At 36.5% G+C, this 20,487-nt stretch carries 19 protein-coding genes; 13 read left to right on the top strand and 6 right to left on the bottom strand.

Going from position 1 to position 20,487, the window contains the following annotated elements; genetic code table 11:
- The first annotated feature begins 58 nt into the window (after positions 1-58).
- On the top strand, positions 59-193 hold the full coding sequence (locus tag R5R67_RS17065; protein ID WP_085941300.1) for a hypothetical protein: 135 nt from the start codon (positions 59-61) through the stop codon (positions 191-193).
- A 41-nt stretch (positions 194-234) separates the two neighbouring features.
- Complete coding sequence (locus R5R67_RS17070; RefSeq protein ID WP_000855171.1) at positions 235-663, top strand: hypothetical protein; 429 nt, start codon at positions 235-237, stop codon at positions 661-663.
- Between the two features lie 14 nt (positions 664-677).
- On the opposite strand, the gene R5R67_RS17075 is transcribed toward R5R67_RS17070, so the two are convergent.
- Positions 678-1,115, bottom strand: a complete 438-nt coding sequence (locus tag R5R67_RS17075) for a PaaI family thioesterase (RefSeq protein WP_009519447.1) — start codon at positions 1,113-1,115, stop codon at positions 678-680.
- 185 nt (positions 1,116-1,300) lie between these two features.
- Between R5R67_RS17075 and R5R67_RS17080 the strand changes: the two genes are divergently transcribed.
- Complete coding sequence (locus tag R5R67_RS17080) at positions 1,301-1,711, top strand: GFA family protein (protein WP_001014258.1); 411 nt, start codon at positions 1,301-1,303, stop codon at positions 1,709-1,711.
- Positions 1,712-2,074: 363 nt separating this feature from the next.
- Positions 2,075-3,775 (top strand): Hsp70 family protein, encoded by a 1,701-nt coding sequence (locus R5R67_RS17085; protein ID WP_000567436.1) that lies wholly within the window; start codon positions 2,075-2,077, stop codon positions 3,773-3,775.
- 51 nt (positions 3,776-3,826) lie between these two features.
- Here R5R67_RS17085 and R5R67_RS17090 read toward each other — a convergent pair whose 3' ends face one another.
- Entirely contained in the window at positions 3,827-5,788 is a 1,962-nt protein-coding gene (locus R5R67_RS17090) for a hypothetical protein (RefSeq protein ID WP_000127904.1), read from the bottom strand.
- Positions 5,789-6,010: 222 nt separating this feature from the next.
- Positions 6,011-7,240, bottom strand: a complete 1,230-nt coding sequence (locus tag R5R67_RS17095) for a pyridoxal phosphate-dependent aminotransferase (protein ID WP_000383198.1) — start codon at positions 7,238-7,240, stop codon at positions 6,011-6,013.
- 207 nt (positions 7,241-7,447) lie between these two features.
- Here R5R67_RS17095 and R5R67_RS17100 point away from each other — a divergent pair, with 207 nt between their 5' ends.
- The gene (locus tag R5R67_RS17100; RefSeq protein ID WP_000139632.1) at positions 7,448-7,627 is read left to right on the top strand and encodes a hypothetical protein; all 180 of its coding nucleotides are present in this window, start codon (positions 7,448-7,450) and stop codon (positions 7,625-7,627) included.
- Positions 7,628-7,661: 34 nt separating this feature from the next.
- On the opposite strand, the gene R5R67_RS17105 is transcribed toward R5R67_RS17100, so the two are convergent.
- On the bottom strand, positions 7,662-9,098 hold the full coding sequence (locus R5R67_RS17105; protein ID WP_000448855.1) for a diguanylate cyclase domain-containing protein: 1,437 nt from the start codon (positions 9,096-9,098) through the stop codon (positions 7,662-7,664).
- A 169-nt stretch (positions 9,099-9,267) separates the two neighbouring features.
- The gene (locus R5R67_RS17110) at positions 9,268-10,059 is read right to left on the bottom strand and encodes a hypothetical protein (RefSeq protein ID WP_000222202.1); all 792 of its coding nucleotides are present in this window, start codon (positions 10,057-10,059) and stop codon (positions 9,268-9,270) included.
- Positions 10,060-10,238: 179 nt separating this feature from the next.
- On the opposite strand from R5R67_RS17110, the gene uvrB reads away from it, so the two are divergent.
- The 8 genes from uvrB to proB all read left to right on the top strand — a co-directional run bounded on the left by uvrB (position 10,239) and on the right by proB (position 19,775).
- The gene (gene uvrB / locus R5R67_RS17115; RefSeq protein ID WP_001004983.1) at positions 10,239-12,260 is read left to right on the top strand and encodes an excinuclease ABC subunit UvrB; all 2,022 of its coding nucleotides are present in this window, start codon (positions 10,239-10,241) and stop codon (positions 12,258-12,260) included.
- Between the two features lie 93 nt (positions 12,261-12,353).
- Entirely contained in the window at positions 12,354-12,941 is a 588-nt protein-coding gene (locus R5R67_RS17120; protein ID WP_000885644.1) for a lipocalin family protein, read from the top strand.
- 108 nt (positions 12,942-13,049) lie between these two features.
- Complete coding sequence (gene rarD / locus R5R67_RS17125) at positions 13,050-13,997, top strand: EamA family transporter RarD (protein WP_168079888.1); 948 nt, start codon at positions 13,050-13,052, stop codon at positions 13,995-13,997.
- 216 nt (positions 13,998-14,213) lie between these two features.
- Positions 14,214-15,671 carry a glyceraldehyde-3-phosphate dehydrogenase gene (locus R5R67_RS17130; protein ID WP_000031228.1) on the top strand — a complete coding sequence of 486 codons (1,458 nt, stop codon included), beginning with the start codon at positions 14,214-14,216 and terminating at the stop codon, positions 15,669-15,671.
- 149 nt (positions 15,672-15,820) lie between these two features.
- Positions 15,821-16,555: an MFS transporter gene (locus R5R67_RS17135; protein WP_318755027.1), complete on the top strand. Its 735-nt coding sequence runs from the start codon at positions 15,821-15,823 to the stop codon at positions 16,553-16,555.
- An 11-nt stretch (positions 16,556-16,566) separates the two neighbouring features.
- The gene (locus R5R67_RS17140) at positions 16,567-17,241 is read left to right on the top strand and encodes a hypothetical protein (protein WP_000468062.1); all 675 of its coding nucleotides are present in this window, start codon (positions 16,567-16,569) and stop codon (positions 17,239-17,241) included.
- A gap of 164 nt (positions 17,242-17,405) precedes the next feature.
- Positions 17,406-18,626: an Obg family GTPase CgtA gene (gene cgtA, locus R5R67_RS17145; RefSeq protein ID WP_001212949.1), complete on the top strand. Its 1,221-nt coding sequence runs from the start codon at positions 17,406-17,408 to the stop codon at positions 18,624-18,626.
- 15 nt (positions 18,627-18,641) lie between these two features.
- Positions 18,642-19,775 carry a glutamate 5-kinase gene (gene proB, locus R5R67_RS17150; protein ID WP_000573844.1) on the top strand — a complete coding sequence of 378 codons (1,134 nt, stop codon included), beginning with the start codon at positions 18,642-18,644 and terminating at the stop codon, positions 19,773-19,775.
- A gap of 26 nt (positions 19,776-19,801) precedes the next feature.
- Here proB and R5R67_RS17155 read toward each other — a convergent pair whose 3' ends face one another.
- Positions 19,802-20,428 carry an HAD-IB family hydrolase gene (locus tag R5R67_RS17155; protein WP_412838335.1) on the bottom strand — a complete coding sequence of 209 codons (627 nt, stop codon included), beginning with the start codon at positions 20,426-20,428 and terminating at the stop codon, positions 19,802-19,804.
- Positions 20,429-20,487 lie beyond the last annotated feature (59 nt).

Raw genomic sequence — 20,487 nt, forward strand, 5'->3', positions numbered from 1 at the left:
ATCTGCATGCGATTATAAGGAGATTTTGACAAGGGTCAAGTAAAAATCGTCATGTTTCATTCATTTTTGTGTTGTATGCTTTTTATTTGACCAGTTGAAAGGTGAGATCATAAATTACTTGCGCTTTGAAAATTCAATTGCTAGATTCAGAAAAGAACAAGCGTTTGGAGTAATCCAAACAGTGTGGATTTAAACCAACTTGCCAGCACTAAAATGGCTAAATCGGAGATAAGTATGAAAACACTTACTGTTGCTTCTATTTTTTCTAATTTTGATTTTTATCAACGCAATTATCTCAATATTTTAAATCAACCAGAATCTTATTACACACCTGTAGAAGATGCATGGATCGATGCTTTTCCATTTAAAAAACAAGATTTGTACTTAGGTGACTTACTACAACTCTGGTTTAGTTCAAAATGGGATGTGCATACTTCATTGAAAGTTTTAAAGTGTTCCAAGGTAGTAGATCAATCTAAACCTCTCTATATTTTCCAGCTCGAAGGAGAATTATTCCTAGGTAAAAATAAAGTTTTAGCCTGGTCTACTCAGCATCATAAAGTGATAGAGCTTCAACTTAAGAATATTTGGGCACCTTATGTGGTTGCGAAAACTTGTGACCGCCCAGATATTCCTTACTTAATGAAAAAGGCAGCCGTTTAAAGCTGCCTTGGTTTTTATGGTCGAATAATCATGCAGGTTGCTGTTGCATAAGCATAAAGTTTGCCTTCTTCATCAGTAATTTTTCCTTCGGAAATACCTAAATTTTTACTTAAATTGATCACTTTACCTGTAGCAATTAAAACCTGATTTTGTGGAAGAGGACGGCACATTTTCACATTAAGATCTATGGTTCCATAACCCACACCAGCAGGTAGCATGGTATGTACAGCGCAGCCAGTCACTGAATCTAGAACAGTTGCAGCAAAACCACCATGTACGCCACCTAAAGGATTTAAGTGATTATGATCTGCTTGTGCTTTGAAAGTTACAGATCCTTCTGAAATCTCAGTAGATTGCATTGGAATAGTTTTGCTAATACTGGCAGGTGGAATATGACCTTCAATCATGGCTTGTAAAAATTCGAGGCCTGTCATTTCCATAGGATTTTTCATTTTTTGAGTCCTTCAGTTATTAAAGTTCTAAAATGGAACTTGATGTTAAATTAGGCGTTAAATTAATTATTGTCAAGTTGGGATGAATAGAAAGATAGGTCACTTATAGTTTATAAACTTGTAAAATTTGGTTGAGCAGAATATTTTATAACCCTAAAAATATAAACTTTTTGTGGAAAATAATAATGAACGGACAGTGTTTATGTGGTGAAACAACTTTCGAAGTTGAATTAAAAAATCATGATGTACATGTTTGCCATTGCTCGATGTGTCGTAGACAAACCAGTGGTGTCATTATGACAGTTGATGTAGTTAAAGGTAGTTTAAAGTTTATTCAGCAAAAGCATCTTAGTGTATTTAACTCTTCTGAATGGGGTGAAAGAGGCTTTTGTAACGCTTGTGGAACAACAATTTTTTGGAGAACAAAAGATCAAAGTTACTGCAATATCAATGTGTTTTCTTTAAATGAACCAGTAAAAGATTTGAAATTAGATATGGAAATTTTTATTGATTCAAAACCTGATTTTTATAATTTTCAGAATGATACAAAAAAACTGACTGAGGCTGAGGTGGCAGCTTTATTTAATTTGGAATAATTTAATTATAAAAAGGCCTCAATTTTGAGGCCTTTTTTAAATTTTTAAGTTAATTTTCAAAGAAATATGAAATTAGAATTGGGTATAGAACTAATTGCTAAAAATTAGTGTTTTCAGGAAAAAAGAAATAGTTGGAGTAAAAATTATTGAGAAGACTTCCGATTGTAGGAAAAAGTCTTACTTTTATAATTTAAAAGGTAAATAATATTTCAGGAAAACTATGTAATTAAAATAATTACTTTTAAACATTCTTAATAAAATAAAATTAAATCAGTTAGTCTTAAGAGTAACTAAATCTCGCCAATATTTATTAAATCGAATAAAATAATTTTAAAATTAATACTTTTAAATTATTGATAGAAAATGATAGATACTAAACCTCTTATAGCAATTGATCTTGGAACCAGTAACTCACTAGTTGGTATTTTTGAAAATGGTCAGTCCAAACTTATTAATAATCCTTATGGTATGAAAACTACTCCCTCAGCTATTGCATTGGATGAGCAAGGGCAAATCTTAATTGGACAAGCTGCATTAGAGTTAAGAAGTCGTGGTAAAGAGGTATTAACTAGTTTTAAGCGGTTAATGGGTACCTCAAAAAGATTAAAATTAGGTCAGCAGAGCTTTTCAGCAGTTGAATTGTCTTCATTGATATTAAAATCTCTTAAACAGGATGTGGAGCAGGCTTTGCAATGTGAAGTAGAGGAAGCCGTGATTACGGTGCCTGCTTACTTCAACGATATCCAACGTCAAGCCACTATATCTGCTGCAGAACTTGCGGGTTTAAAAGTTAGTCGACTCATTAATGAACCTACTGCAGCTGCTCTAGCATATGGTTTAGGGCAAACGCAGGATAGTTGTTTCCTGATTTTTGATTTAGGAGGGGGAACCTTTGATGTCTCAATTGTTGAGTTGTTTGATGGCATCACTGAGGTGCGAGCTAGTGCAGGAGATAACTATTTAGGTGGAGATGACTTTGTTCAGTTGTTAATGAAACAATACTGGAAACAGCATGCAACTATTTTTGGCTATACTGAAAATACTATTCCATTTGATATTGAAACAGCATTAAGAGCTAGAGCACAACATAGTCTTCATGTTTTAAGTAAAGAAGCGAAAACAGATTTAATATTTAAATGGGAAGATAAGGAGGCCACCCTAGAAATTACTCAAGAAGAATTCGCAGTATGGGCCGAACCATTACTGCTTAGATTACGCCGCCCACTAGAGCGTGCCTTGAGAGATGCTAGAGTCCTGCCTCAACAGGTTGACCAGATTATTATGGTAGGTGGTGCGACACGTATTCCAGTTGTTCGCAAATTAGTAACAAAATTATTTGGTCGTTTTCCATCGACAAGTGTCCAACCTGATGAAGCAATTGTACGTGGTGCGTGTGTACAAGCAGGTTTAAAAGCAAAAGATGTATCTTTAAAAGAAATTGTTTTAACAGATGTTTGCCCATTTAGTTTAGGGATTGCAGTGGAAAATGATGAGCAGTTTTCACCTATCTTAGAGCGCAATATTGTAATTCCTGCCAGTAAGGTAAATACGTATACTGCGATGAATAAAGGGCAGAGAGAAATTATTGTTAAGATTTATCAGGGCGAACATCGACTGTGTAAAGAAAACATTTTTTTAGGTGAGCTCAATGTGCCTTTACCTCCAAATAATGACTATTTATCTATTGAGGTGCGATTCTCTTATAATCCAAATGGTATTTTAGAAGTTGATATAGAAGTTCCAAGCACAGGAGAAAAGCTCCAAAAAGTGATTGTTAATCATCAAAATGTAATGAGTACGGAACAAATAGAGCAGGCCCGTCAACAGTTGCAGGAATTGAAAATACATCCTCGTGATACTTTAATGAATAAGAGCTTATTATTACGAGCAGAGCGTTTATTTAGTGAATATACAGGAGATCTACGTTTACAGATTGGAGAGCGAACACAACAATTTAATTATATTCTAAATCTGCAAGATCCAAGACAAATACGTGAGGCACAACAACATTTCGAAGCTTTTCTTAATGAAATTGAAGATTTAAGTTTGTTTGAAGAGTATTAATTTATATCCCCTTGTATGAATTCTTTGTTAGATACATACAAGGGGATATTTTTAGCAGCTAGATAAAATGATTTTTTTTGCTTGATAGCTTTGATATAAATAATAAATTAATATCAAAGGGAAGAGTATGGTGTATAACGTTGCTATACATAAGGCGATGTAGGTTAAATATTTAATTGTAGAAGAGAGATTCTTGGCACTAAATCCGGTTATTAATATACTTCCTAGAATCAAGCCTGCAGCATACATAAAAGGTTGTGAGGAAGATTTTATAAATAAATAGCTAAAGCCAAAAACCCAGAATAGCCTAAAGAAGATAATACCAATACTTCTATACATTATTTGTTTATCTGTTAAGTTGGTATCTTCTTTATTGTATCCAAAAATATAGAAGAGAGGGCGGAAAGATTCTGGGTAAAATAAGAAACAGATCGGGATCAGACTATAAATTATGAACCAGATATGATTAGGTTCACCAATAATAAAAAAGACAGAAATAAGAAAAATACTAAGAGAGATTAAACCGATATTAATTATCCATTTATCGATATTAATAAATGCACTTTGCTCTAATCTATTCATATATGGTGTTGCATCTAGCAGCAAAGCACTCAGTAGTATAGTTGTAGATATAAACCATCCATAACTTAGAAGTTGATGGGGTAAATCTGGAAGCCAAGGGGTCAAACTGCAGAGAATAAATCCACTTAAACACCAATATTTAAGATAATAGCCCAATGTTCTTTCATAACCAGGGTGACCTAAAATTCTGGTATTTAATATAGGTTGTAGTATAAATATATATAACAGACTAATGCAGACTGTAATTAATAAATTTACTATAATTTGATTATCTGGAGCTATAAGGGAATTAAAAAAGAGAAAGGTTATAGTTATAAATAGAATATTTATTATAGTAAATTTCCAAAAATTGCTTAAACTTTTTAGAAATAAGTAATTAGGGTTAGTTTGGGTGATAGAAAGCTGTAACTTATCAATAACTTCAACTGTACTATAGTTTTTTGAAATTTTATTTAAACTTTTTCTTAATTTGAGCATTTTTAATGGATGAAATTTTTTTTCACCAGAAAGTTCATTTAATAATTCAAAATGTTCATTAGGTAACTTTTTTAAGAGTTTGTATCGAGATAAAAAACTATTTAATTTTTCCTGTAATAAGCTTGAGTAATAAGATGGATTATATTGATGAATATCATCAGGATAAGTTTCATGCCACAATTCTAGAAACCGAAAATATTCGGGTTGTAGATCATCAATTTCAATTTCTGCTAAAGGGGCTTGGAGTTGATCTTTTATTTCTATTTGTTGACTAAGAGGAATATCATATTGTTGACTAAGTAAATAATTGAATTTATCGAATGTTATATCGCTAATATCTTTATTCCATAGTGCATTGCTAACTTCCTCAAGAATTACTGGAATACTAAGTGCATCTGATTGAATACATTCGTTACTGGAAACAGAATATTCGGTTTTCTCTTTTTCAATTATTTTCTGATGGTTTGTGACAATATTTTCAGCATCTTTTTCTGTAAAGATATAACAAAAATCATCAAGATCATTTTTTCTTAATAGATCTAAAATTTGATCTCTGAAATGGCTGCTAATACTTTTATCTTTATATGCTTCAATTTCATTATTAAAATGTATTAATTCATCACGTATATTAAAGTTAATGTCTTGAATAGCAATATGATGTTTTAGTCTCTTAAGTTTATTTTCAAGTGTTTGATCATTTAAGTCATCTGAATTTAAATTTTGGTCATTAAAAGAATTATTTTCTTCAAATATAGAGGATGAGTTATCCAAATCCTCATTTTCATATATTAAATGTTCTGCTTCGAATTGAGCAGTTTCTAATGCTTCTCTAAGAAGAATAAATTCTTCTGGCTGGGTATCTTGATCGATTAACTTTAGTTGTTTGGCATACGCCTTTTTTATTTCTCTCTGGTTATCTGTTGGTTCTATTCCTAATCTTTGCCAAGCTGTCATTTCTTTTACTCAAAGTGTTTTAATAACGGAAGATTTATTTAAATGAATGATACATTTTATCTTAATTTATTATTTTACTATAAAAAGAGAAAGGTTGAAATTAATGGGCTGACCAAATATATTGTATTTCACTTTATAATAATTATGAAAAATTATAAAAATCAAAGTAATAAAAAAGGAAGTTTTAAATAAAAACTTCCTTTTGGGATTTATAACTAATAATTATGCTTTCTCAGCTTCGATAGATGCAATTGCAGCATCAACGCCTTCGATTGATTCAGCAGCTTTTTTAATACGTGCTAAAGCATCAACAAGTACTTCGTCAGCTGTTGCATATGAAATACGCATGAAACCACCTAAACCAAATGCATCACCAGGAACGACCGCTACGCCAGTTTCTTCAAGTAACCACTCAGAGAATTCTGTGCAAGATTTTAAGCCTTTTGCACGAATAAGAGGGCGAATGTTTGCATACGCGTAGAAAGCGCCATCAGCAGGTAAGCAAGAGATACCTTTGATGTCGTTTAAGCCATTAATCACTAAGTCATGACGACGTTTAAACGCTTCAATCATTGGTTTTAAAACATCTTGTGGACCATTCAACGCAGCTTCAGCAGCAACTTGCGAAATTGAAGTCGGGTTAGAAGTTGATTGAGACTGGATTTTTTTCATTGCACCAATGATTTTTGCTGGGCCGGCTGCATAGCCAATACGCCAACCTGTCATTGCATATGCTTTAGAAACACCATTTAAAACAATCGTGCGGTCATATAAATCAGGTGCAACAGTTGCAATATTGTAGAACTCATCTTCCCAACGAATTGGTTCATACATGTCGTCAGATGCAACAAATACTTGCGGATGACGACGTAAAACTTCAGCTAAAGCTTCTAATTCAGCTTTGCTGTAAATCATACCTGTCGGGTTAGATGGGCTGTTTAATACCACTAAACGAGTGTTAGGAGTAATCGCTGCTTCTAATTGTTCAGGTGTAATTTTAAAACGTTGCTCTTCGCCACATTTCACGATAACAGGCGTACCTTCAGCAATAATGACCATATCTGGATAGCTTACCCAGAATGGCGCAGGGATGATCACTTCATCACCCTTGTTTAATAATGCTAGTGCCAAGTTAAAGAAGCTTTGCTTACCACCACAAGAAACCAAAATCTGGTTAGGTTGGTAATCAAGATTATTATCACGCTTTAATTTAGCAATAATTGCTTTTTTTAACCCAGGAGTACCATCTACAGCCGTATATTTGGTGAAACCATTATTAATCGCTTCAATTGCAGCATCTTTGATGTGTTGAGGGGTATCAAAATCTGGCTCGCCAGCACCCAAACCAATCACGTTCTTACCAGCAGCTTTAAGCTCAGCAGCTTTATTAGTTACAGCAAGTGTAGGGGACGGTTTGATAGCATTGACACGATCAGAAAGACGTACGTCCACGGCAATATTCCTCTTATGGGATTAAAAATAAAAAGCACACTATCTTATCGCAAAAATTAAGCAATTTGCGGATGTGGGGATTTTTAGATGTAAAAAAGTTTAATTTAGGAAAGATCTTGTTGCGGTTTTATTCAATTGAAGCTTTTTTCGAAAGAAACAAGAAAAATCCTTTATAATAAGCCGCAATCGAAATATCGAGAATGAATCATGACTGAGCAACAGCCAAAACAGAAAAAGGCTTTGGTGAAATTGCCATTTCCAATGCCGAATGAAAGTAACCAAGCAGGCGATGCTGTACACAACCAAGTACGTCCGAAACCTGAACAGTATGCAGATAGAACTTGGATGCCACCACGTGGTACTCGTCGTTCTATGGGTAAGCGCTAATTTAAATAAAAAAACAGGCAATATGCCTGTTTTTTTATCGTAGAAGAATTTCTTGATAATAACTTTTTTTCTTTTGATACATATGATGATCTGCGCGTTTTAGCATATCTTCAACTTGTTCATTTTCTTTTGTTGTGGCGTGCCCAATCGCAATACTAATAGGATGACTTGAATAATATTGATTATCTATATTAAAAAGCTCCTGAATGGTTTGCAGCATCATCAAAACATTCGCTTCATCTGCACCAGGCATTAAAATTACAAATTCGTCGCCACCGATTCGAGAAGCTGTATAAGCAGTATTCATAATTGCCTGATTTAAAATATTACCTACTCGACGTAATAAACCATCACCAATATCATGGCCAAGTTGATCATTGATTTCCTTTAAGCCGTTCATGTCTAAAAAAATTGAAGAAACAGGGCGGATAATACTGCGATTTAAACGATTAAGCTCTTCTGTAAAAAAAGCTCGGTTATAAAGTTTAGTCAGTACATCATGCTGGCCTAAATATTCTAGATAATTTTCGGCTTTCTTTCGTGCAGTAATATCTGTAAGCGCAACCTGTACCAATCCCCAAGTTTCTTCATAACCGGGGAATACGGTAAATTGCAATAAGACATTTCTAATTTGGCCATCTAACGCATAGTTAACGGCTTCACGCTTGTGGTGAATATTTCCTTGCCAGAGTTCAATCAGCTGTTCTCTAAAAGTTTCCACCATCTCTTCGGCAAAAATTTTATGGGTATTTTTTAACAGAGTGGTTTTATCTGGTGCTTTAAATAAATCTAGAGTCGACTGATTGACGTCTAAAATTAAAATGTCTTCTATGCATTGGCGAACAAATTCAGGATGTACATCTAAAAAAGTTCTAAAGTCTTCAATTCCTAATAGCCTAAGCTGATCAATTCTATTTTTAATACGGCTAAAATCTTCAACCCAAAGCGAAGTCGGAGAGTAGATAAACATTGATTCTGCTAGGCGTCGATTTTTCTCTTCCTGACGAAGCGCATTTTGATACGGAGTAATGTCTTCGGTGGTAATTAAAATACGGTCAAACGTAGTTTCAGAACCCGGTAAAATTGCTCCACGTAGTTGTACATCAATACGCTTACCAGAGAGCGTGTAATTTATAGTGGTACTCGAGAAATGAGTTTTGCCCTTCCATAACGCTTCGAGTTCATGAATATGGGCTTCAAACATTTCTTTTTTAAAAATAAGATTTAAGTTGGCACATAACTCTTCTTGGCTTTTTGCTTCAAAAAGATCTAATACTTTTTGGTTGACCTTAATAATTTTAATTTTATGAGCACATTCAACCACTAGATTTTCATTTTGACTTAGAAATTCATATAAGTTTTCAACCCCTTGATTTCTCCATAAGTCAAATAACTGCTTAACTTCACTAAAGTCTTCAATCCACATTGGAATTGGGGTGAGGTCAAAAATTGAAGAATCTAAAGTTTCCATGCGTTTCTTTTAAGTATTCAGTTTGTCTTAAAGTATAATGAGAAAAACTAAGATTTGGGAAAATAATCGTTTTAAATCTATTAGAATAATTAAAATAAAAATATTAAATATAAGTAAAATAATGAAAAAGCAGAATTTATCTGCTTCACTCATAAAATATCAAAGTAAATTAACGGTTAATAGGGTGGTCGATATTTTTCTCACCGCGCCATAATTTTATAAAATCTTGCTCATCAAAATCATAAAGTTCCATAAGCGCAACAATTACACTTACGAAAATCATTGCACCTTCTGAGTTACCATGAATATTAAAAATCTTACCATTGAGCTTACCTAAAATATCCCTCAATTCGTGGTCACGGCCTCTGCCATAGCGGTCACGAGGATACAATTCCTCATTAAGCACAATAAGCGCTATCGCTTTTTCAGCACGTGATAAATCCGTTTTATCTAAAGCATCTTCAAAAGATTCACTGCCGTGATTAAAGTAGAAAATAACTTCATCATTAATGAAACTTTGAACCATTTTTTGAGTGAGTGTTGGGAACTGTGAAACAGCATCTTCTTCAACATACGGTTTAAACGATTCAGGAAAAATCACATTGTGATGTATGCCTTTAAAAAGAGGAGCGATTTCGGAAACCTTATAACCTGCGATCCCACATCCTAAAGCTGTCACAAAGTATTTCATTTTAGGATGATTTTTTGCATAAACTTTAAAGTCTTCAACATAATGCTCGATTTGGGAGAGTGGCATTTGTTGGATATGTTCATTTAATGTTGGAATTGCAAAGCTCTGACCAGCCCAGCCACGTCCTACACCCTCTACAGCCCCAAAATGCTGACTGGCAACACGTGCGGCTCCACTACCATGTTGTCCAGCCATATTACTACCGAAGACAAACACGGTATCTTCAGGGAGTTCGGTTACAATACTTTCATCATGATATTGATAGGTCATGGTTATGCTTTTTATCTAATGGATAAGTCCATGTTGCAACCGTTTACAGCATTGGTCAAGTATCAAGATGCTTAATATTTTCGATATAGATTAATCTCAATATAGACTTTAAATTAGGGAAAAAATCCCCATTAATTTGCTAGACGATAAATTCAATTTTTTTATAAAGAGAGAGAACTGTGAACGAAAATCAACCTTTCGATTTGGTCACTCATTACCAGCCAGCGGGTGATCAACCACAGGCAATTGAAAAGCTGGTGAATGGTATCGAAAAGGGTTTTCGTAATCAGTTACTGCTAGGTGTGACAGGTTCAGGTAAGACCTATACCATGGCAAATGTGATTGCCCAAACTCAGCGCCCAACGATTGTGATGGCGCATAATAAGACCTTGGCAGCCCAGCTCTATGGTGAGTTTAAAGCCTTCTTCCCAAACAATGCAGTTGAGTATTTCGTAAGTTATTACGACTACTATCAACCCGAGGCTTATGTTCCGTCGTCAGATACATTTATTGAAAAAGACGCGGCAATTAATGACCATATTGACCAGATGCGATTATCGGCAACGCGTGCTTTGTTAGAACGTCGTGATGCAATTATTGTTGCTTCTGTTTCGGCCATTTATGGTCTGGGTGACCCAAATGCTTATATGCAAATGTTATTGCATGTGGTCCAAGGTGACCGAGTAAGTCGAGACGAAATTATTCGCCGTTTGGTTGAAATGCAATATACGCGTAATGAGCTTGAATTCTTACGTGGTACGTATCGTATCCGTGGTGAAATTATTGATATTTTCCCGGCAGAATCCGACCAACATGCGATTCGTATTGAACTCTTTGATGACGAAGTAGACTCAATTCGCTGGTTTGATCCGCTGACTGGTAAAATGGTCCGCAAAGTACCACGTGTCACGATTTACCCGAAAAGCCATTATGTGACGCCAAAAGACAACCTAACACGAGCTATCGATACCATTAAGGATGAATTGCAAGACCAGCTTAAGTTCTTCCGTGAACATGACAAGTTACTCGAAGCGCAGCGTATCGAGCAACGTACGCGTTATGATTTGGAAATGATGCAGCAGTTAGGGTACACCAATGGTATCGAAAACTATTCACGTCATTTATCGGGACGACCGGCAGGTGAAGCACCACCGACTTTATTTGACTATGTACCAGAAGATGCCTTACTTATTATCGATGAGTCGCATGTAACGGTTCCTCAAATTGGCGCAATGTATAAAGGTGACCGTTCGCGTAAAGAAAACTTGGTGAATTACGGTTTCCGTTTACCAAGTGCGCTTGATAACCGCCCAATGAAATTTGAAGAGTGGGAGCGTATTGTTCCGACCACTATTTTTGTGAGTGCCACACCAGCTAGATATGAACTGGAAAAATCAGAACAAGTGGTTGAGCAAGTGGTGCGTCCAACAGGACTAATCGACCCTGAAATTGAAGTTCGTCCTGTATTAACTCAAGTTGATGATGTTCTTTCTGAGATCAATATTCGTAAGAACTTAAATGAGCGTGTATTGGTAACGACTTTAACCAAGCGTATGGCGGAAGATTTAACTTCTTATTTAAAAGAATATGGCGTTAAGGTTGCTTATCTGCACTCGGATATTGATACGGTTGAACGTGTCAAAATTATTCATGAATTACGTACAGGCGTATTTGATGTACTAGTGGGTATTAACTTGCTGCGAGAAGGCTTAGATATGCCGGAAGTTTCTTTAGTTGCTATTTTAGATGCAGATAAAGAAGGTTTCTTACGTTCTGAGCGTTCGCTTATTCAGACGATTGGTCGTGCTGCGCGAAATGTGAAAGGTAAAGCAATTTTATATGCTGATACAATCACTGATTCTATGCGAAAGGCAATTGATGAGACAGAGCGCCGACGTGCAAAACAAATCGAGTTTAATGAGCAGCATGGTATTACGCCACGTAGTGCAGTTCGTCAGGCTGTGAAAGAAATTGATACGGGTGAAGTACTTTCTGATGATCAGATTGATGAGAAAGTACTAGAGCAGGCACAAGCACTTAGCGCAGATGAACGACATATTCTTTCTGACCCTAAATTGTTTAGTAAGCACATTACTAAGCTAGAGAAAGAAATGTTAAAGGCGTCGAAGGATTTACAATTCGAGCAAGCGGCGCGTATTCGTGATGAAATTGTTCGTTTAAAAGCGCAAATGTTGCAATAAATGGATACATAACACTACATGATTTGTTTAAAAAACAAGCTACTGTAGATATTTAAGTTATTTTGTATTCACAACAAAGAGTTGAGGGCAACAATGGCATTTCGAAATAATGTTCCGCAAGCCAGTTGGCGCTTGGCAAAAATTGCATTGGGCGGTATTGTTCTGACTGGCTTAGCTGTCGGAACATATGCCTATGCCCAGCAGAAGCCTCTACCTACAGTCGATAAAGTTGAATTAGACCGTTATTTAGGTGTGTGGTATGAAGTCGCGCGTAAACCTGCTTTTTTCCAAAAAAAATGTGCTTACAATGTATCTGCAACCTATACCTTAAATGAAAATGGAAACATAGTTGTAGATAACCGCTGCTACGATAATCAAAAGCAATTACAGCAATCTATCGGTGAGGCTTTTGTAGTTAATCCGCCGTATAACACGAAATTAAAGGTAAGTTTTTTACCCGAAGCTGTAAGATGGATTCCAATAATTCGTGGAGACTACTGGATTTTAAAGCTCGATGAAGATTACCAAACAGTTTTGGTAGGCGAACCTTCCCGAAAATATCTTTGGGTTTTATCTAGAACGCCACATCCACACAAAGAAGTGGTTGATGAATATCTAAATTATGCAAAAACATTAGGATTTGATATTCGAGATATTATTCATACCGAGCATAAAGAATAAATATATGCTGCTTAAGAAAAAACCATGTTTTCGCATGGTTTTTTCTTTTTTATAGTGGATAAATCAAGTATTGTATCGCTTTATTTTTCTTAAAGTATAAAGAGGTTAGTGATGTTAAAGGGCGTGATTTTGTCTGTCATGGCATCATTAACTTTTGGTGTTCTTTATTTTTATACTCAATTACTCGGCCAGCTTGATAGTGAACAGACTTTCGGATGGCGTATTATTGCGACTTTGCCATTTTTAACTTTATTTATGTGGTGGAGTGGTGATTTAAGCCATATTAAAAATATATATCAACGTATTTTAGCAAAACCTTCTTTACTTCTATTACTCATTACAACATCTGTTTTGACCTCAGTGCAGTTATGGCTGTTTTTATGGGGACCTATGCATGGACGTGGTTTGCAAGTTTCTTTGGGATATTTCCTGTTACCGCTTGTTTTGGTTTTAGCGGGTAGTGTCTTATATGGAGAGAAAATATCGAAATTTCAGTGGGTCGCTATTGTCCTTGCAATTATTGGCGTAGGGCATGAGATTTTTCGACTAGGAAGTATTGCTTGGGAAACTGCTTCAGTGGCTATAGGTTATTCCGCTTATTTCTTGTTACGTAAGAAAATTAAAACGGATAATTTAGGGGGCTTTTGGTGGGACCTTCTGATTATTATGCCAGTTGCAATCTATCTGACACATACAGGGTTATTGCCATATAGTAAGTTCCTCGATCAACCGACACTCGGGTTGGTTATTGCGGGCTTAGGTGTGCTTAGTGCTATAGGCTTGGGATGTTATATATTGGCAAGCCGTTATTTACCTTTGGTTGTGTTTGGTCTGCTTGGATATCTTGAACCGGTATTACTTGCTTTAGCATCTTTAGTGCTAGGGGAAAGCATTGGTAAAGAAGAATGGTTTACTTATCTTCCAATTTGGTGTGCCGTTTTCGTATTGGTTTTAGAAGGGGCTTTTCATCTTTACCAACAGCAGCAAAAAGCCAAAAATTTGCAATTAAATATCGAAAAATATCAAAAAAGATTAAAAAATGATGCTCACGATTAGAGCATCAAAATCTAAAAAGTAAGAAAAAGCAAAAATTTAGCGGCTTTAAACAATAAGATAATAAAAAATAATTATAGGTATTTTATGAATTTATGATGAATTTTGGGAAAATCTAGCCACTAACGTCAGCTTTTGATTCATTCTTGCCAATAATTCCATTACAATTACGGGGTTTTAAAAATCACGCCTAGATATAATTAATTAGAGGACGTATCTGTGAGCAAAGACACTATCATCGCCCTGCACGCTGAACACCAAGGCCGTTGGAAAAACCGTGAAGAAATCGCGGAACGTATGATTGCATTAATCGGTCAATTATACCGTGAAAAAAATATTGTCGTATCTGTTTACGGTCGCTCTTTAATTAACCGTTCTGTTATCCAAATTTTGAAAACTCACCGTCGTACACGTGTTGTAGATGTTGAGCTTTCTGTAGTAAATACTTTCCCTATTTTAGAAGCTTTAGCAAAAGTTGAAAATATCGGTTCTGCAGAAGTTGATATCGGTAAACTTGCAGTTGAATATAAAGAAAAAGGCGGTGATGTTGACGCTTTTGTTGCTCAAGCTGTTGAGTCAATTAAAGGTAGCGCAACTTCTGAACAACCTAAAGATGTAGTTCTTTACGGTTTTGGTCGTATTGGCCGTATCTTGGCTCGTTTAATCATTAGCCAATCAGGTTTAGGTCGTGGTTTAAGCCTTAAAGCGATTGTTGTTCGTAAGTCTTCTGACGGTGACTTGGCTAAACGTGCTTCTTTACTTCGTCGTGACTCTATTCACGGTACTTTTGCAGGTACAATCTCTGTTGATGAAGAAAACGAAGCAATTATCGCTAACGGTAACTTCATCAAAGTGATCTATGCGTCTAGCCCAAGCGAAGTAGACTATACTCAATACGGTATTGAAAACGCGCTTTTAATCGACAACACTGGTAAATGGCGTGATGCTGAAGGCCTAAGCCAACACTTGAAATGCCCAGGTGTTGCACGTGTTGTATTAACTGCACCAAGTAAAGGCGAAATGAAAAACGTTGTATTTGGTGTAAACAACTCTGACATTTTAGATGAAGACAAAATCATCTCTGCTGCAAGTTGTACAACAAATGCGATCACTCCAATTCTTAAAGTATTGGATGACAAATATAAAGTTCTTAATGGTCACGTTGAGACAGTTCACTCATTTACAAATGACCAGAACTTAATCGATAACTACCACAAAGCTGATCGTCGTGGTCGTGCTGCTACATTGAACATGGTTATTACTGAAACTGGTGCTGCTAAAGCTGTTGCTAAAGCATTGCCTGCGTTAAAAGGTAAGTTAACTGGTAACTCTGTACGTGTTCCAACACCAAACGTATCTCTTGCGATTTTAAACTTAACGCTTGATAAAGAAGTTGATCGTGAAGAAGTGAACGAATACATTCGTCAAATTTCGATCAACTCTAACCTTCAAGGTCAAATCGGTTATACCAACTCTACAGAAGTGGTATCAAGCGACTTTATCGGTTCTCGTACTGCTGGTGTATATGATGCTCAAGCAACGATTACTTCTGGTAATCGCTTAACTGCATATGTTTGGTACGATAATGAAGTAGGTTATAGCTGCCAAGTATTACGTATTGCTGAGCAAATGTGTGGCGTAAGCTATAAAAAAATTCCTGCAGAAACTAACGCTTAATCTGTTTTAACGTTAGATAAAAGAATGTGACAAAAAGACCCAGTTTAGACTGGGTTTTTTTACTACCGTACAAAATATATGCTGATTATTTTTTAGAAATCAATGAGAATACGGTTTAAGGAACAAAAAGAAATAGTAAGGGATTGGAATTGCAGCAGTTTAAAAGATTATTGATCGTCTTCTTTTTTATTATCATCGCGAATATATGTGGTGTACTTATCGCCATTTGGGTGTTTAAACATTTTAATATTTATATTCCGTTGAAAAACCAGGCAGTAGCGATCGATTTACAAGAGCCATTACAGGTACAAGTTAAAGTAAAAGATGCTTTAAATGTCGATGTTAAAGGTCGAGTGAATGCTAATATTCCTATTAATGAGAAGTTAAATATTCCTTTAACGCAGACTTTAACACCACGTGTCTATTTCGATAATATGGTGCCGATTAGTACGGTTATTCCAGTTAAAGAAACTTTAAAAGTTGAGCAAAGTTTGCCAATTGACACGAAAGTTCAGGTGAGAGTGCTTGGTAAAGATATTACTTTGCCATTAAAAGGTAATATTCCTTTACAGTTAGATGTACCTATTGATATTCAAGTTCCACTCGATCAGAAAGTTCATTTGAAGTTTGATGCGCCAGTAAAAACGGTCTTAAAAGAAAATCTTCATATTCCATTAAATGCTCAATTAAAAACAAATATTCCAATTCAGGGAAGTTTGAATGTCCCGGTGAAAACAGCTTTAAATGCGTCGGTAGATGTAAAAAATACCTTGCCTGTTAAAATCGAGCATGGTGAGTTAAAAATACCACTATCGAGCATGAGCCTGAATCCCGTTAAATCTGGCGAAGATCACTCTTCACCTGTTCAGAACCAGACAAAATAGGTGAATGGCTTATGTTTGGCTCATTAAAAAGTATATTAATCAGTTTCTTTCTGATTATGATACTCACGGCAATCTTATTTTGGTTCTATTTAAACATACAGGCTTCAGTTGTAGTTTCAGCACATGAGTCGGATATTCGTTTACCAGAATCATTAGAAACTAAAATACATGTTGGTAATAATTTGCAGGTCCAATCGATAGGTAAATTAGACACATCTATTGATATTGACCTTCAGATTTCAGTTCCATTAAAAGGAAGATACTTGGCTGATTTAGAGTTTGAAGTCGAGACTCCAATTACAGTAAGTGTTGATTATGCGACAACATTAAAAGTCGATCAGGTGATGCCTTTAGAAACAACCACTGATTTAATTTACAAAAATAAGTTATTACCAAGGTTTCCATTAAAATTAAATATCCCGATTAAACTTGATATTCCATTTCAGTTAAAACGTAGTTATACCATTCCGGTTAAAATTGCTTTTAATGGTCCGGTTTATTTTGAGTTTGACGAATCTATAAATTTGCCAATTAAACATCAGTTTAACCCAAGTTTGAACGTTAACGATGCAATGGAAATGGGGAATATTTCAAGCTTTAATGCCATTATGTATAACTCTGTTCAGCACACTAAAGCTAATTTGGACATGAAGATGGATTTACCTTTACGTAATGTTCATCCTTAGGTAATTAATCAATAAAAATAGACCATGGCTTGCTGTAGGTTTATATCCTGATAAAAAGAAATAAAATAAGCAGCAGGAAAGTAGAATTCTCTCGATTTTCTATTCGAGAATTTTCTGAAAATATGGCAGAATAGGCGGTTTTAGAGTTTTTAGAGGATTGGCAAATGCGCTTTGTTGATGAAGCAGTCATTACCGTAGAGGCTGGCGACGGTGGCAATGGCGTAGCCAGTTTTCGCCGTGAAAAATTTGTACCATTTGGTGGCCCAGATGGTGGTGATGGCGGACGTGGTGGAAGTATCTATATTCAAGCAGATGATGATACAAGTACCCTAGTCGATTACCGTTACACCCGTAAATTCCGCGCTGAGCGTGGTAAAAACGGTGCAGGTGCTAACTGTACCGGACGTGGTGGTGAAGATGTGGTTTTAAAAGTACCCGTTGGTACAACAATTGTTGATACAGATTCAGGCGATATTATTGGCGATCTGGTAGAAGACGGCCAAAGAGTAATGGTTGCAAGCGGTGGTGAAGGTGGTTTAGGAAATACTCACTTTAAATCATCAACCAACCGTGCTCCACGTAAATGTACGACAGGTACAAAAGGTGAGTTCCGTGAAATTCGCCTTGAGTTGAAAGTATTGGCAGATGTTGGCTTATTAGGTATGCCAAATGCTGGTAAATCAACATTTATTCGTGCAGTAAGTGCCGCGAAACCAAAAGTAGCAGATTATCCATTTACCACTATGGTTCCTAACCTAGGTGTAGTAGATGCTGACCGTCACCGCTCGTTTGTGATGGCAGATATTCCGGGACTTATTGAGGGTGCAGCAGAAGGTGCAGGTTTAGGTATTCGTTTCCTTAAGCATTTAGCACGTACACGTATTCTTTTGCACATTATTGATGTACAACCAATTGATGGTTCAGACCCGGCCCATAATGCTAAAGCAATTATGAATGAACTTGCCAAGTTTTCTCCTACTTTGGCGAAGTTACCAATTGTATTAGTACTTAATAAACTTGATCAGATTGCTGAAGAAAGCCGTGAAGAATGGTGTCAGCATATTCTAGATGAGTTGCAATGGACAGGTCCTGTCTTTAAGACCTCGGGTTTACTCGAAGAAGGAACCAAAGAAGTTGTTTATTACCTCATGGATCAGATTGAACAACAACGTGAACGTGAAGTTGAAGATCCTGAGTACGCAGCAGAAGTAAGAGCATTCCGTGAACAGCTTGAAGCTGAAACACGTGAACAGACCATTGCAGCGAAGGAAGCATACCGTGCTATGCGTAAGGCACAACGCCTTGAAAGCATGATGGACGATGATGATGACTTCGATGACGATGAAGACGATGGTGATGTAGAAAGCATCTACGTTCGTGACTAAAAAACCGAGGAAAACATGATAGAAGTGGTCGATGGGCAACGTAAGCTCAGTGAGTGTAAACGAATCGTTGTTAAAATCGGATCATCTTTACTCACGGCAAATGGGCAAGGTCTAGATCTGGACGCTATTTCGCATTGGGCGAAACAGATTGCAGATTTACACAATGCTGGACACGAAATTATTTTAGTGTCTTCAGGAGCTGTGGCGGAAGGTATGGTTCGTATGAAGCTTGCGAGTCGACCCACCGATCTACCCAGTCTTCAAGCATGTGCCGCAATTGGGCAGATGGGCCTAATTCATACTTGGTCTAGTGTGCTTGAAAATCATAGTATCCGAACTGCTCAGGTGTTGTTAACACATGATGATTTGGCAGACCGCCGTCGTTACTTAAATTCATGTGATGCATTGCAGAACTTGATTGATTGGCGTGTTATTCCGGTCATTAATGAAAACGATACTGTATCTACCGATGAGATTCGTTTTGGTGATAACGATACACTCGCAGCTATGGTTGCTGGTCAAGTACATGCTGATTTATTAATTATTTTAACAGATCAGCAAGGTATGTTTGATTCAGACCCACGTCATAATCCTGATGCAAAATTGTTATCAACTGTGCGTGCCATGGATGATGTTTTATTTGAAATGGCTGGTGGTGGCGGTGTGCTTGGACGAGGTGGCATGGTCACTAAAGTTCGTGCTGCACGTTTAGCTGCCAAGTCAGGTTGCCCGACATTGATTGCTAGTGGTGAAAGCGACAATGTATTGTCACGAGTGATGGCTGGTGAGATGCTGGGTACATTGTTTACGACTGATAAAGACCGTATGACAGCGCATCAGCAATGGCTTGCTGCACATTTACAAACAGCAGGTCGTCTTGTAATTGATGATGGCGCAGTTGAAGCGATTAAATTGAAACATCGCAGTTTATTGCCTGTTGGGGTAAAAACTGTTGAAGGACATTTTGATCGTGGTGATGTGGTTGAATGTGTCGATAAACAAGGTAAACGTGTTGCGGTTGGGCGAGTAAATTTTAGTTCTCGTTCTGCTGAAATTATTAAAGGTCTTTCTTCAGACAAAGTTTACCAAGTACTTGGTGAAGCCCGTTCATTAGAAATGATTCATCGCGATCATATGGCAATTTACTAAGTTGTTCTAAATTAAAAAAGCTCGCATCATGCGAGCTTTTTTTGTGGGGTTAATGAGGGCAAGATTCGATCTTCACCGACCATAAAAGGATGTGTAGCAAGACTAAGCATGTCTAAATCTTCTGAGCTATTTCCATACGCATAGATTCGCTGATAGTGCTTTAGAGAATATTGCTCACGTATTCTTAACTTCTTTTGCTCACTACTACAATCCGGAGTTGAGTAGTAACCTGTCATCATGCCATTTTTAATTTGAGTCTCTGTACAAATTAATTCGATACCTAATAATTTGCAAAGTGGAGCGAGATAGATATCAATAGAGGCAGAAACTAATACCACCTGATCACCTAATAGCTGGTGTTGCTGTAATTGTGCAAAAATTTCAGGTGAAAGTGCAGAGACGAGTTCTTGTGCGTATTCTTCACCTAGTCTTTGCAATTCAATTGCAGGAGTATCTCTGAACATGCTACGAAATAGCTTGGCACGCATAGCATGGGCTGGATAAAAGTTAAGATAATAGGCTTGAATCCATGGCAGGATTTTCAAGCCTTGCTTCACAATATGACGTTTAGACAACGCATAAAAGATGAACCCTGTAAAACTGTCTTTACTGCACAAGGTTCCATCAAAATCGAACAGGGCGAGATTTTTTATAGTCTTATTCGTTTCGCTCGTTGCATACATGTTTCATATCGTCCGTTTACGCGGGTTGC

It is taken from the genome of Acinetobacter sp. OYA S30 (assembly GCF_033599315.1).
Classification (GTDB): domain Bacteria; phylum Pseudomonadota; class Gammaproteobacteria; order Pseudomonadales; family Moraxellaceae; genus Acinetobacter; species Acinetobacter baumannii.

Coding starts and splice junctions, on each gene's coding strand:
- R5R67_RS17070 (WP_000855171.1), top strand. CDS start 235: ATGAAAACACTTACTGTTGCTTCTATTTTTTCTAATTTTGATTTTTAT.
- R5R67_RS17075 (WP_009519447.1), bottom strand. CDS start 1,115: ATGAAAAATCCTATGGAAATGACAGGCCTCGAATTTTTACAAGCCATG.
- proB (WP_000573844.1), top strand. CDS start 18,642: ATGATAGAAGTGGTCGATGGGCAACGTAAGCTCAGTGAGTGTAAACGA.
- R5R67_RS17110 (WP_000222202.1), bottom strand. CDS start 10,059: ATGACCTATCAATATCATGATGAAAGTATTGTAACCGAACTCCCTGAA.
- R5R67_RS17105 (WP_000448855.1), bottom strand. CDS start 9,098: ATGGAAACTTTAGATTCTTCAATTTTTGACCTCACCCCAATTCCAATG.
- R5R67_RS17100 (WP_000139632.1), top strand. CDS start 7,448: ATGACTGAGCAACAGCCAAAACAGAAAAAGGCTTTGGTGAAATTGCCA.
- cgtA (WP_001212949.1), top strand. CDS start 17,406: ATGCGCTTTGTTGATGAAGCAGTCATTACCGTAGAGGCTGGCGACGGT.
- R5R67_RS17090 (WP_000127904.1), bottom strand. CDS start 5,788: ATGACAGCTTGGCAAAGATTAGGAATAGAACCAACAGATAACCAGAGA.
- R5R67_RS17140 (WP_000468062.1), top strand. CDS start 16,567: ATGTTTGGCTCATTAAAAAGTATATTAATCAGTTTCTTTCTGATTATG.
- R5R67_RS17120 (WP_000885644.1), top strand. CDS start 12,354: ATGGCATTTCGAAATAATGTTCCGCAAGCCAGTTGGCGCTTGGCAAAA.
- R5R67_RS17085 (WP_000567436.1), top strand. CDS start 2,075: ATGATAGATACTAAACCTCTTATAGCAATTGATCTTGGAACCAGTAAC.
- R5R67_RS17080 (WP_001014258.1), top strand. CDS start 1,301: ATGAACGGACAGTGTTTATGTGGTGAAACAACTTTCGAAGTTGAATTA.